Origin of the sequence: Bhargavaea ginsengi, assembly GCF_900109165.1 — a bacterium.
Taxonomy (GTDB): Bacteria; Bacillota; Bacilli; order Bacillales_A; family Planococcaceae; genus Bhargavaea; species Bhargavaea ginsengi.
Window position 1 is genome coordinate 702,747 of the sequence record NZ_FNZF01000001.1, and the last position, 12,993, is coordinate 715,739.

At 52.8% G+C, this 12,993-nt stretch carries 11 protein-coding genes; 1 reads left to right on the top strand and 10 read right to left on the bottom strand.

The window, feature by feature from the left end; genetic code table 11:
* Positions 1-4: 4 nt before the first annotated feature.
* The 5 genes from BMX91_RS03340 to BMX91_RS03360 all read right to left on the bottom strand — a co-directional run bounded on the left by BMX91_RS03340 (position 5) and on the right by BMX91_RS03360 (position 5,172).
* Entirely contained in the window at positions 5-781 is a 777-nt protein-coding gene (locus tag BMX91_RS03340) for an enoyl-CoA hydratase/isomerase family protein (protein WP_092049924.1), read from the bottom strand.
* Positions 759-1,640, bottom strand: a complete 882-nt coding sequence (locus BMX91_RS03345) for a 3-hydroxyacyl-CoA dehydrogenase family protein (RefSeq protein WP_092049927.1) — start codon at positions 1,638-1,640, stop codon at positions 759-761. The genes BMX91_RS03340 and BMX91_RS03345 overlap by 23 nt, the downstream gene beginning before the upstream one ends.
* Before the next feature lie 27 nt (positions 1,641-1,667).
* A complete protein-coding gene (locus BMX91_RS03350; protein ID WP_245744223.1) occupies positions 1,668-2,801 on the bottom strand; it encodes an acyl-CoA dehydrogenase family protein in 1,134 nt (377 codons plus the stop codon).
* A gap of 16 nt (positions 2,802-2,817) precedes the next feature.
* Positions 2,818-3,606, bottom strand: a complete 789-nt coding sequence (locus BMX91_RS03355; RefSeq protein ID WP_092049929.1) for an enoyl-CoA hydratase/isomerase family protein — start codon at positions 3,604-3,606, stop codon at positions 2,818-2,820.
* A 204-nt stretch (positions 3,607-3,810) separates the two neighbouring features.
* Positions 3,811-5,172 carry a sigma-54 interaction domain-containing protein gene (locus BMX91_RS03360; protein WP_177168248.1) on the bottom strand — a complete coding sequence of 454 codons (1,362 nt, stop codon included), beginning with the start codon at positions 5,170-5,172 and terminating at the stop codon, positions 3,811-3,813.
* Between the two features lie 141 nt (positions 5,173-5,313).
* On the opposite strand from BMX91_RS03360, the gene rpoN reads away from it, so the two are divergent.
* A complete protein-coding gene (gene rpoN / locus BMX91_RS03365; RefSeq protein WP_092049933.1) occupies positions 5,314-6,600 on the top strand; it encodes an RNA polymerase factor sigma-54 in 1,287 nt (428 codons plus the stop codon).
* Positions 6,601-6,655: 55 nt separating this feature from the next.
* Here the strand turns inward: rpoN and BMX91_RS03370 are convergent, their stop codons facing one another.
* The 5 genes from BMX91_RS03370 to BMX91_RS03390 all read right to left on the bottom strand — a co-directional run bounded on the left by BMX91_RS03370 (position 6,656) and on the right by BMX91_RS03390 (position 12,817).
* A complete protein-coding gene (locus tag BMX91_RS03370) occupies positions 6,656-7,897 on the bottom strand; it encodes an MFS transporter (RefSeq protein WP_092050769.1) in 1,242 nt (413 codons plus the stop codon).
* Positions 7,898-8,265: 368 nt separating this feature from the next.
* Complete coding sequence (locus BMX91_RS03375; RefSeq protein ID WP_143059341.1) at positions 8,266-9,669, bottom strand: SLC13 family permease; 1,404 nt, start codon at positions 9,667-9,669, stop codon at positions 8,266-8,268.
* Positions 9,666-11,168, bottom strand: a complete 1,503-nt coding sequence (locus BMX91_RS03380; protein ID WP_092049937.1) for a tripartite tricarboxylate transporter permease — start codon at positions 11,166-11,168, stop codon at positions 9,666-9,668. The genes BMX91_RS03375 and BMX91_RS03380 overlap by 4 nt, the downstream gene beginning before the upstream one ends.
* A gap of 13 nt (positions 11,169-11,181) precedes the next feature.
* Positions 11,182-11,640: a tripartite tricarboxylate transporter TctB family protein gene (locus BMX91_RS03385; RefSeq protein WP_092049939.1), complete on the bottom strand. Its 459-nt coding sequence runs from the start codon at positions 11,638-11,640 to the stop codon at positions 11,182-11,184.
* 163 nt (positions 11,641-11,803) lie between these two features.
* The gene (locus BMX91_RS03390) at positions 11,804-12,817 is read right to left on the bottom strand and encodes a tripartite tricarboxylate transporter substrate binding protein (RefSeq protein WP_092049941.1); all 1,014 of its coding nucleotides are present in this window, start codon (positions 12,815-12,817) and stop codon (positions 11,804-11,806) included.
* Positions 12,818-12,993: the final 176 nt, after the last annotated feature.

Genomic DNA, 12,993 nt, shown 5'->3' on the forward strand with positions numbered 1-12,993 from the left:
CCGCTTATCTGCCGGCAAAGCTTGGTTTTCTCTTTTCAATAAAGGCCTGGACGCCTTCTTTCGCATCATCATTTTTGAACACGTCCGAGAACAGCTCAATTTCATACCGGATTCCTTCCGCCAGAGGAAGGTTCTGGCCATGCACCACTGCTTTTTTGATCTTCGCGATCGCCGCCTTCGGCTTAACGGCCAGTGCTTCGGCCCACCGGACCGCTTCTCCGTCCGATTCGCCGGCCGACACCACCCGGTTGACCAATCCGGCCTGCAGCGCTTCGTCCGCACCGATGGAATCGCCGAACATCATGATTTCCATCGCCTTCGAACTTCCGACCAGTCTTGGAAGGCGCTGTGTGCCGCCCGCCCCCGGAAAGATGCCCAGGTTGACTTCCGGCAACCCCAGCTTGGTGTTCTCATCACAGATTCTGAAGTCACAGGAAAGCGCCAGCTCGAGGCCTCCGCCCAGCACATGTCCCTTTAGCGCGGAGATAACCGGAATTGGAAGCTGGCTCAGCTTCTCAAAAGTCTGATGAAAGGCCGCAGTCATCGATAAATCCCTCGAGCCGAGTTTCGGCACGAACTGCTGAATGTCCGCCCCGGCGGAAAATGCCTTCTCGCCAGACCCTTTGATCACCAGTGCACGAATCTCGTCATTACGGTAGATTTCATCCAGGTAACCGGACATGGCCTTGATCACTTCCGGATTCAGAGGGTTATACGGCGGACGATTAATCTCTAACACCGCGATGTTCTGATGGACTTCAAACAACAACACGTTTTGCATCTTCTTTCACTCCCCCTTCATAGCTGTAGAAGCCTTTCCCGGTTTTCTTTCCAAGGTCCCCGGCTTCGACCATCTTCTTAAGTATCGGGCACGGTCGATATTTCGGATCCCCAAACCCTTCATACAGGGACTCCATCGCCCATAGGGTCGTATCGATCCCTGCCATATCAATTGTCCGGAGCGGCCCCATCTTATGTCCGTATCCGTCGATAAAGCCCTGATCGATCTCTTCTGCAGTTCCGACGCCTTCCATGAGTGCAAAGCAGGCTTCATTGACCATCGGCAGCCAGATCCGGTTCATCAAAAAGCCCGGATAATCTTTCTCGGCGGTGATCAGCCGTTTGCCCAGCCCTTCGCCCAACTCCTTTGCTTTTTCATAAGTTTCTTCTGATGTCTGATAGCCCTTGATCAGTTCCAGCAAAGCCATCATCGGAACTGGGCTGAAAAAGTGCATTCCGATCACTTTTTCAGGTCGAGAAGTGGCGCTGGCAATCGCCGTAATAGAGAGCGTTGACGTATTGGAGGCTAGAAGGCAATCCACTCCTGCAAGTTGGTCAAGCTTCTCAAACACCTGTTTTTTCAGCTCAAGTTTTTCCGGGACTGCCTCAATGACCGCATCCGCCTCTTCCACCGAAGTCCAATCCATCGCAAACTTGATCCGGCTCAAGACTTCAGCCGCACTCTGAATCTTCTTTTTCGATTCGAATTTCTCCAATGAGGCAGAAATGCTCGTTCTGGCTTTGTCCAGGCCTTTCTCAGAAACATCCACGATCGTGACATCAAAGCCGGCCTGTGCCGCCACCTGCCCGATTCCCGAACCCATGATGCCTCCGCCTATTACCGTTATTTTCATATCGATTTCCCCCTATCTGTTCAAGAATGTTGGTTAGTCAGCCAGGATCTGTTTGGCGATGATGATGCGCTGAATCTGATTGGTCCCTTCGTAAATCTGCGTGATCTTCGCATCCCGCATCATCCGTTCTACCGGATAGTCTTTGATGAACCCGTTTCCGCCCAACAGTTGGACAGCATCCGTCGTGACTTGCATCGCGGTATCCGATGCAAAGCACTTGGCCATGGACGAATAGGCGATGACATCCTCATCGTTCTGGTCGAGCATCATGGCAGCTTTCTGGACCAGCAGCCGGGACGCCTCCACTTTCATCGCCATATCTGCCAATGTGGACTGGACCATCTGGAAATGCTGGATCGGCTTTCCGAACTGTTTCCTTTCCTTGACATACTCAAGGCAATACTCGTACGCTCCTTTTGCAATGCCAGTAGCCTGCGCACCGACGACCGGCCGGGTGATATTAAAGACATTCATCAGAATCTTGAACCCTTCGCCTTCACCGCCGAGCAGATTCTCTTGAGGGACAAAAACATCTTCGAGGAACAGCTCTCGGGTGACCGATCCGCGGATGCCCATCTTGTTCTCCTTTTTTCCAAAGGAGAATCCAGAGGTGCCCTTCTCCACAATGAACAGTGAAATCCCGTTTGTCCGTTCTTCTGATGTCCTAGCCACAATCACATAGATTTCCGAATCACCGGCATTGGTAATGAAAATCTTGTGCCCATTCAGCCGGTAGCCGTTATCTTCTTTCACGGCCCTAGTTTGAATGCTGGATACATCCGATCCCGCTCCCGGCTCTGTAATTCCGAAGGATCCCAGGACATCGCCTGTGGCCAGCGGAACGACGTATTTCTTTTTCTGTTCTTCCGTTCCGGCCAATAGAAATGGCGTGATGGTGAGTGCCTGTGTCGACAGTGCGACAGAAGTGGATGCGCACGCTGCAGCAATTTCCTCCACCACCGACACATGGGCGGCCGTATCAGATCCGACGCCCCCGTACTCCTCCGGAACATCGATGCCGAAAAATCCGTTTTCCGCCAGCAGGCGGATGTTCTCCCAGGGCGTTTCTCCTTTTTCATCGACTTCCTGTGCTCTTGGAGCAATTTTTTCACGTGCTATTTTTCCGGCAATTTCTTTGATCATCTGAGACTGTTCGGTCATCAGCATGTTCTGCTTCCCCCTTTTAGGTGCTCATTTCTCGTCTTTCCTTGAATACCGGCTGCCTCTGCTCCAGGAACGCACCGATCCCCTCCAGGGAATCGGGATAATCAAACATCATTGAAAACGCTCTCATTTCTTGGTTAATCAAAGTGCTGTCGTCTGCCTCTGGACGGCTAAACAACTGTTTGGCAACCGCAAAGGCCAGACTGCTCTTGTTGGCCAATGATTCGGCAATGAGCAGCGCGTCCTCAAGTGGCCGGTCACTCACTTTTCTGACGAGGCCAATGGACAGGGCCTCCTCAGGCTCAAGCAGCTTTCCGGTATAGATCAGATCCGTCGCATGGGCCTTTCCCACCATCATCTGAAGTCTTGTGATGCCTCCTCCGCCGGGTATCAGTCCGAGATTGATTTCCGGCATTCCGTAAAGGGCATCCGGTCCTGAAATCCGGAAGTCGCAGGTCAGAATCAGTTCAAGGCCGCTTCCCAGACAGTATCCATTTACAACCGCGATATATGGCTTGCCTGAATGAATGATAAGATCCTGAAGGGCCTTTGCCTTTTCAGCAAACCCATAGGCCTGAGAAACGGATAGTCCGCTGATTTCTTTCAGATCCGCTCCGGCCAGAAAGGACTCCCCTTCCGCCTTCAAGATCACAGCCCTCACCGCAGCATCCTGATTAAGTGTCAGAAAAGCGGATGACAGCTCGGCAGTCAGGCTTGAATCCAGTACATTTGTCTCGGCCGACTGCCTGATTGTCACCATACCAACGTGCCGGTCCCGCTCAATGACCAGTTTTTCAAAAACCTCCATGACTCCACCCCCTCCACATCCCGATCACCGCAGATTTTCCTGCTGCCTAGTATTATTGCAAGTTCCATGCCAATTTCATAAATCGCGTTACAGCAGCATTCTGTTGTATGCCGGGCTGTCCGTGGTGAAATATTTCACAGAACCCGGTGAAGATTTTCACCAATTAGGCAAAACAAATAAAGACCGGTGATTTTTTTCACCGGCCTACATTCCATATTTTTTGATTTTCTTCACTAGTGTCGAATGGTCCACCCCAAGATGCCGCGCTGCCTCCCGTATCGTCTTATAACGGTCCAGTGCCAGCCGGATCATCCGTTTTTCGGTCTGTTCACGCAAATCAGGCAGCGGAATGATTTCGTCCGGAAAATAGTCATCGGCCTGATTCTTCAGAAGTTCACGCGGCAGATCCCTGACGTCAATTTCTGGGTCCTCCGTCAGAATCACCAGCTGTTCCATCGTATTTTCCAGTTGCCTGACGTTGCCCGGCCAGGCATATTCAGAAAGAAGCCGGGAAGCACTGGTAGTGAGGCGTTTATCCACCACATACTTCTTGTTGTACTTCTCTAGGAAGTGTCTGCAGAGAACCGGTATGTCTTCCTTCCGGTCGCGGAGCGGCGGGATCTTGATCGGGATGACATTCAGGCGGTAATACAAATCTTCTCTGAACCCGCCCTCCTGTACCATTTGTTTCAGATCCCTGTTAGTGGCGGCCAGAAAACGGATGTCCAGCTTTCTCGGTTTCGTACCGCCTACCCGGGTGACTTCCCGTGTCTGGATCACCCTCAGCAGCTTGACCTGGAGATGCAATGGAATCTCACCGATTTCATCCAGGAGAACCGTTCCTTTGTCGGCTGCTTCCAGCAACCCAGGCTTCGCACTCAGCGCGCCGGTGAATGCCCCCTTTTCGTGCCCGAACAACTCTGCTTCCATGAGTGTCTCGGGAATCGCTCCGCAATTAATCTGGATAAACGGGAAATCCCTCCGGTCACTGACTTTATGGATCGTTTTGGAGACGACTTCCTTTCCGACTCCGGATTCTCCGATAATCAGGATATTCGCTTCTGTCTTCGCGACTTTCGCTACCTTCTCTTTAAGTTTCTTTGTCTCAAAAGATACGCCGATCCACTCATCCGTTTTCAGCATCTGGAGCCTGAGCTGCTGCAACTCGGTATAATTGATGTCGACTTGGTTATGGTGCTCCCGGTATAGGTCATCGATCCTTGAGAAACGGTGGTAGTTGGCTACATAGCAGATAATCTCCCCGTCTTCATCATAGACTGGCTTACTTGTGATGAAGACCTCAATTCCAGTCCGCAGCTTCTGAGAAATTGTCAGAGGATCTTTCTTCAGGATCTTCATCGATTGACTGATGATGATACCGTCTTCTTCCATGTCCTTTGTGGTTTTTCCTACAATTTCAGACGTAGGTACCCCGGAGATTTTCTCAACCGCTTTATTGGCATAGAAGATCTTACCCCGCAGGTCCGACAGCACGAAGCCATCGAAACTTTGGTCAATTGACTCCAGAAAAACCTGATCAATTTCCAACATCGTTTGGTGACTCATCATCTCTTCCCCCTGTCACTAGCCGGGTCCCACCATCCAGTCTTATCTATCATACCAAATTTTCAGACAATTAGTTGCTTACCTGATGGACATCCCCCATAATTAATAGAACAAGATTTTGGGTTAGTGAGGTGTAGTAATATGCAGATTCATTTAACTCAGCGTCAGGAACAACAGCTGATTATGACGACTGAGCTGAGGCAGTCCATCGAACTCCTACAGATGAACCAGATGGAGCTTACTGATTTTTTGCAGGAACAAGAGATGGAGAATCCGCTGATTGAACTTGAATATCCGGATACCCGGATGAGCCATTCCAAACAGAATCAACCTGCGGGCGCCCAAGGCCCTGAATGGATTGAACAGATTGGATCAGAACCTCAGTTGGGCCGGCGCGAGTTATTGCTTAATCTTGAATTCACATTTCGGGATTCCGACACGATCCGCTTTCTCGCTTACCTCATCGGACAACTTGATGACAACGGGTATTTGCAGCTTTCCTCCCAAGACCGCGTGAGCGAAGAAGAATTGAGCAAGGGAATCCGGCTTCTCCAGAAAGTCGGTCCCCCTGGAATCGGTGCTCGGAATCTTCAGGAGTGCCTGCTGCTTCAACTGGAAAGCCACGACGAAGGTGACCATGCCAAGCGGCTGATCCGTGACCACTTTGAACTGCTCACCCGCAGGAAATGGAACGACATTGCACGCTCGATGGAGATATCAATGGACAAGGTCAAGGAGGCGGTTGACCAGATTCGATCATTGAATCCGAAACCCTGTGAACTGGATGCCTCTCCGCCTCCTCACTATGTGATTCCGGACGTGTGGATCACCCTGGAGCCGAACGGAGACCTGACCTACAGGCTCAACGGCCAAGCCCTTCCCCGGATCAGACTGAACACTGACTATTTGCCGCTTATGCATCAGGCGAACGACATTGGCCATTACCTTCAGGACCGTCATAAACAATACAATTGGCTGCTCAAAAGCCTGGAACAGCGCCAGCAAACCCTATCAAATATCACCCAATTTTTGATGACCCAGCAATCCGCATTCTTCCGGAAAGGCGAGCTGTTTCTGAAACCGCTTACGATGGGCACTGTTGCGGACGCATTGGATATTCACGAATCAACCGTCAGCCGGACCATCAAAAACAAGACCATGCAGACACCGGTCGGGCTTATCAACATGAACGATCTGTTCTCCTCGGCACTGAATTCTTCGGAGCCATCTGCCGCTTCAAGCACTCAAGTCAAATCGTTGCTGAAGGATTATGTGTTAAAAGAGAATAAAGCAAAGCCCCTGTCAGACCAGAAGCTGTCCGATTTGATCAAGAGTGAACACGGCATTAGCGTCTCCAGGAGGACGGTCGCAAAGTATAGGGAAGAACTGGACATCCCGAGTTCGGGCGGAAGGAAGGAGATCGGATGATGCTTTATCCAAAAAGAGACGTTGTGGACTGCCTTGTCCACAACGTCTCTTTGACTTATTCCTGTTGCCCCGCAGGCTCCCCTGCTTTCACCAGATCCTGATTCCGTCCCATCAGAATGGCCAACACGATAATCAACACGCCTGTTCCTAGAAGCAGCCATTCGATCCGGACCACGTCTGCCAACGGGCCGAAGACCAGCATGCTGAGTGGCATCATCGAGGTGGAGATCATGCCCAGCACGCCGAACACCCGCCCAAGATAATCTTCTTCAACCTTTTCCTGCAACAGCGTCATGGCCGGTGTGTTGAAGATTGGCATGGCGCCTCCGAAGAGTGCCATGAAGGCGAGATAGATCCAGAAGACCTGGACAAGTCCAAGGCCGAGTGTGCAGATGCCCATGATGATGCTGGCAAAACCGAGCGTCCTAATCCGGTTACGGAATCCGCCCCACGAAGCAATGATGCCTCCGCCTGCCATCATGCCGACGGAAAAGGCAATCTCAATGGCGGTCAGACGCCAGATATCGTCTCCGAAGCTTCTCGTCACCTGGAGCGGTGTCAGAAACGCCGCCGGCGCCATCAGGACGAAGAAGACCGCGAAAAAGAAGAAGAACTTCTTCAGGAATGCATGTTCACCGATGTAGCGGAGTCCTTCCCGGAAATCGCTGAGGTAGCTCGTCTCCTGCTTGTTGGCAGCCTTTTCGTGTACGGCCACTTTGACGAAGAGCAGCAGTGTGAGGATCGCAATCGCCGCAGTCACCACATCAATGAAGAAGATGACTTCGATTGAGGCCATCGCGAGGAGAGCGGCGCTGACCATCGGGGAGACGAACATGATGATTGCCTGGATGCTGCCGTTAATTCCGTTCACCTGTGTCAGCTTCTCTTTCGGAACGATCTGCGGAAGGATTGCACCGACAGCAGGCGTTTGGATACCTGTACCCAAAGCCCGTATGGCTGCCATGAGGAACAGCAGCCAGATCGCGTCATAGCCCATCAGGAAGAGAATGGCCAGAATCAGCGTCGACAGCGCGATCAGACCATCCGCCAAGATGATCAGGATCTTCCGGTTATACCGGTCCGCCCAAACCCCTGCCACCGGCGACAGAAGGAACGTCGGGATAAATCCGCAAATGATGTACAGCGTCATCATCATCCCCGATTTCGTCTCCAGCGTGATATGCCACATGATCGCATACTGCACGAGCGACGAGCCGAACAGTGAGATCGTCTGGCTGCTTAAGAACAGCACAATGTTTCTTAGCCAATTCTCCTTGGCATTAATAACCGAATTCATCGTTTTCCCACTCATTTCTATTCATTTTTGTTTGGGAAGTCCGGTTTGAAAACACAAAAAAGAGGCGGCATTCGCCCCTCTTCTTTGCTTAACCCACTATCAGGTTTCCAAAAGACAGACCGATCCCGTTACTCTGCCTGGAGCAGAGCTTCCATCATATTCAGTTGAATGGAAAACGGAAACGCAATTTCATTGATGCGGTCAACGTGGAAACCTCCTGTGTGTGTAGTTTTATTAGGATAACCGATGAGGCCGGGTTAGGCAATTAGTTTTGCAACAAAAAAGAAGCACCTTTTAAAGTGCTCCTAGAAAAGCCTCACCCAGGGTAACCACCCAATTCCCCAAGGTAATCACTCGCCCTGCTCCCCCTACCAATACCAAACCGCCGCCACAATCGAGATCACCGTAAACAGCCCGCTAAATGCCGCCCCGATCACGTACTGCTCGCGCTTTTCGATTACTTTCGTTTCGAAGGCCAGGTAGGTCGGGATGGAGTGGATCGGCAGTACGAGCATGCTGCCGACAATCAGAATCACGAGGAATGCGAGCTGCACCGGTTCGATGCCGATGAGTTCGGAGTACGAGATGACAATGGGGAAAATGACGACGAGTGCACCGGACGGAATAATAAAGAAAAAGCGCAGGACGAAGACGATCAGAGCAATGACCGACACCTTCACGACAACGCCTGCGCCTTCCGGGATCAGTCCTGTCAGCAGACCTGCCAGCGCATCGGCGGTGCCGTTTTCCGCCAGGATCAGTCCAAGTGAAAACGCCGCTCCGAGCATGAGAAAGGTTTCCCAGTCGTATTGGCGCACCGTCTGATTGGTGATCAGGCCCAATTTCGGCAGGGCGAACAGCGCAATCAGGATGATCGGCGGGACGATGAGGGGCACTTTCCCTTCATCGAGGAACATCCATGCAAGGATCATCAAAATGAATCCGGCCATGACGATCCAGAACCGGGCGCCAAGCGGTTTCCGCTCTTCTTCCAAGGAATCCGCCTCCGCCGCCACCTTCGCCTCAAGCCCTGCTTCGGGGACACTCCGCTTCAGGTACTGCCACATAAACAGCACCATCGCGACCGCTCCGATCCAGAGCGGCGGGGCGACTTTGGCGAACCATTCCAGCCAGGTGAGTTCGGCGACGCCGTAGTCTTTCAGCAGCTGGTGGGCCAAGATCGGGAAGCCCCCGCCGGTAAAGACGATCATTGTGGCGTTCTGGTTCACCATTCCAATCAGGAACAGGCTGTATTTATGGAAAAGGCTCCTGTGCGGATAGCCGTATAAGCTGTTGATGCGGGCCATGAGCGGCTCCATGATCTTATAGCGGGCGGCGGCGGATGGCAGGAAGATCGGCAACGCCAGGATAAATGCCGGGAGTCCCGCGATGATTGCCGCCGGTCCGCCCTTACTCAGTTTGATCAGGATCTTCGCGATTACCTGGTCGACTTCCGCCGCGACGAGCGCTTTGCTCAGAAGCGACAGAACGAGCACGAAATACAAGGCAGGCGACAAAAAACCGCGCAGGGTGTCTTCGACCGTTTCCGCCAGTCCGAAAAGAAACATCAGCGCCAGAAGCAGCAGGCTCGCCGCCCCGCTCGGAATGGGGGCCGCGATCCAGAAATACACCGCGATGATCAGAAGAAGGAGCGTCATCTGCTGTTCTCCGCTGAACCCGCTCAAAAAAGCGGGCTGAATGACTCCCGCAAAGAGGATCATCAGCCCGATGGCGAGCAGCAGCGCCGCCCTTCTGTTCAATAATGCGTTCACGCTTCCGTCGCTTTGTCTTTGTTTTTGCGAAGCTGTTTAACGAGCGGGAAGACAAACGACAGCAGTGCAAGGAAAAGCAGGCTGAGGGCAATCTTGTCGTCCAGGAAGATGGACAGGCTGCCATTCGAAATCGTCAGTGCCTGCCGCAGCGACTGTTCGAGCATCCCGCCCAAGATGAATGCCAGGATAAACGGCGGTGCCGGGAACGAGAAGAGCCTCATCAGAAACCCGATCACACCGAACAAGAGCAGCATGTACAGGTCAAATGTGTTGAAGCTGATTGCGTACACACCGATCATACTGAAAACAATAACGAGTGAAATCAGCAGCGGACGCGGGATCTTGAGGATCTTCGCGAAGTACGGGATCAGCGGCAGGTTGATGATCAGCAGGAAGATGTTTCCGATGTACATCGATGCGATGACACCCCAGAAAATCTCCGGCCGGTCAGTCATGAGCATCGGGCCCGGCTGGACGCCAAGGACGAGGAACGCGCCGAGCATGACAGCGGTCGTTCCGGATCCCGGAATTCCGAGGCTCAGGAGCGGAACAAAGGCACCGCTTGTCGCGGCGTTGTTCGCCGTCTCGGGAGCGGCCAGCCCCTTGACGGACCCTTTTCCGAACTCCTCAGGATTTTTCGAAAGCCGCTTTTCAAAGATGTACGAGATAAACGATGCGATGGTCGCACCCGCCCCCGGGAGCACACCGAGGATAAAGCCGAGGAATGAGTGGCGCGTCATCGGTCCGCTCATATCCTTCAGGTCTTTTTTATCCAGCTTCAGGCTGCCGATGTTGTGTGTGTCGCCGATCGACTTATCTTTTCTGCTCAAAACAAGTGAACATACTTCCGCAATCGCGAACAGACCGAGCGCGATAACGAGGAAGTCGAGTCCTTCTAGCAAGTTCATGTTGCCGAATGTGTATCGCTGCGTCCCTGTCTGGGCATCGATGCCGATTGTGACAACCATGAAGCCGGCAACAGCAGAAATAAGCGCTTTGATCGTCGAGCCCTCAGACAGGCTGGCAATGGCAGTGAGGCCGAGCAGCATCAGTGCGAAGTATGCGGCCGGTCCAAATGAGACAGCCACACTCGACAGCGCCGGTGCCAGAAGCATGAGCAGGACGACCGAAACCGTACCGCCGGTGAACGAAGCGATCGCCGCGATGGCAAGCGCCTTTCCGGCCTTTCCCTGCTGCGCCATCGGATAACCGTCGAACGATGTTGCAACTGCACCGGAGACACCCGGTGCATTCAGGAGGATCGACGAGGTCGATCCCCCGAAGATGGCGCCGTAGTAGACACCCGCCATCATGATGAGTGCCGTCGCCGGTTCCATCCCGAATGTCATCGGGATCATGACGGCGATGGCGCTGATCGGGCCAAGGCCCGGAAGCATTCCGATGATCGTCCCGACAAAAACCCCCAGGATGACAAACAGGATTGCCTCAAGACTGAACGCAGTCTGAAAGCCTGTGATGATTCCATCTAAAGAACCCATAGTAACCTCCTAATTAGAACGGCAGAACCCCGCTCGGCAGCGTGATGCTGAGCAGTTCCGTGAACATAAAGTAAAGGACGAGCGGGAACACGACCGCTGTGATGCCGCTTGCGACGTGATTCCTGTACCCGAGGAAGAACGAACAGAAGAAGATGAACAGCGCCGTCGTAAGGACAAAGCCGATCACTTCAAGAAGCAGGATGTACGCCAAGATCAATCCGGCGACACCGAGGAGCATGCCGATCTCTTTTTTCGGAATGTCGCGCCTCTTTTTCTGCTCTTCCGTTTCGGAATCTTTTGCGAAGAACAGGAAAATGGACAGGACAATCAGCAGCACGCCCAATGTTTTGGGCAGGACGTCGGCATCGACGATCGCGTATGGATAGCTGGGGATGCGAAACGCACCGAACAGATACAGCGCACCGATTGCGACAAGGACGAGGCTGACTTTCTGATTCATCGTTTTAAGCATGGGAACATCTCCTGTGATGCTGTATTGATGGTTCGTCATTTTTCGCGCCCAAGATGGATGGAACCCCCCGCCTCTTTTCAGAAGCCGGGGGTTCCGGGATCTTGAACTTTTTCGGAAGACGGGCGGAGCCGGTCATTCCAGGGTAGTTCGTCAGGCAGCCTGCTTACTTCGCAAGGCCGAGCTCGTCGAGGAGTGTCTGGATCTCTTCGCGCTGCTCATCGAGGAACGTTTTATACTCTTCGCTATCGAGGTACATTTCGTTCCAGCCAAACTGCTCGCGGATTTCTCCGAATGCTTCGGAGTCGCTGAGTTCCTTGAATTTCTCTTCGTAGTACTCGATGGCAGCCGGTTCCATGTCTGCAGGACCGAAGAAGCCTCTCCAGTTGATGAAGGTTTCATCGATTCCCTGTTCCTTGGCAGTCGGGAAGTCTTCGAGGACTTCGCCTTCCAGGCGCTCTTCGGATGTGACGCCAAGTACGCGGACCTTGCCGGCCTTTACCTGCTCGACCGTTTCGGCAACACCTGTGGAGTAGACATCCACACTGCCGTTCAGCAGCTGTGTCATGCCGCCCGCATCCTGTGCGGAAACGTACTTGATCTTCGTAATGTCAACGCCTGCAGCCTTGGCGATCTGGACAAATTGCATATGGTCCATCGAGCCAGGGGACGACGTGCCGACAACGGTTACGCTTGTCGGGTCTTTCTTCATGTCTTCAAACAGTTCGTTCAGGTCCTGCCACTTTGCGTCTTCGCGCACCGCGAATGCCGCATAGTCCGCGATGACGTTCGCGATCGGCGTGAAGTCTTCGTGGTCATATTCGGACTGCCCGTTCAGCGGGATGAAGATCATCGGAGGCGATGTGACAAACAGCTTGTGCGGGTTGCCTTCATAGTTGGCGATGTACGACCAGCCGACAGCTCCCCCGCCGCCTTCCTTGTTCGTGACGCCGATTTTACCGTCAATGATTTCTTCTTCCTGAAGGACTTTCGCCGCCATTCGGGCAGTTGTATCCCATCCGCCGCCTGCGCCAGCAGGAGCGACAATTTCGATGGATTCGGACGGCGTGAATTCTCCGCCGTCTCCGGCATTGGCAGTTTCGGACGCACCGTCATCGCTGCCGCAAGCGGCCAGCATCATGGACAAGCCCAGTGCAGCGGGCAGTAGGAATTTCTTCAATGGTGGTTCCCCCTTCGTTTATACGAATTTCTTCAATGACATAGTTTTCAGTTTAGTAGCCCAATTGCGTACTGTAAACGTTTGCAAATTAAAGGGCGTTTTGTTCATTGTGTTCACGAGGTTAAGTACAGTTCAAACCTAGGAGCCCATATTCGTACCCTATTGGTAACCACTCC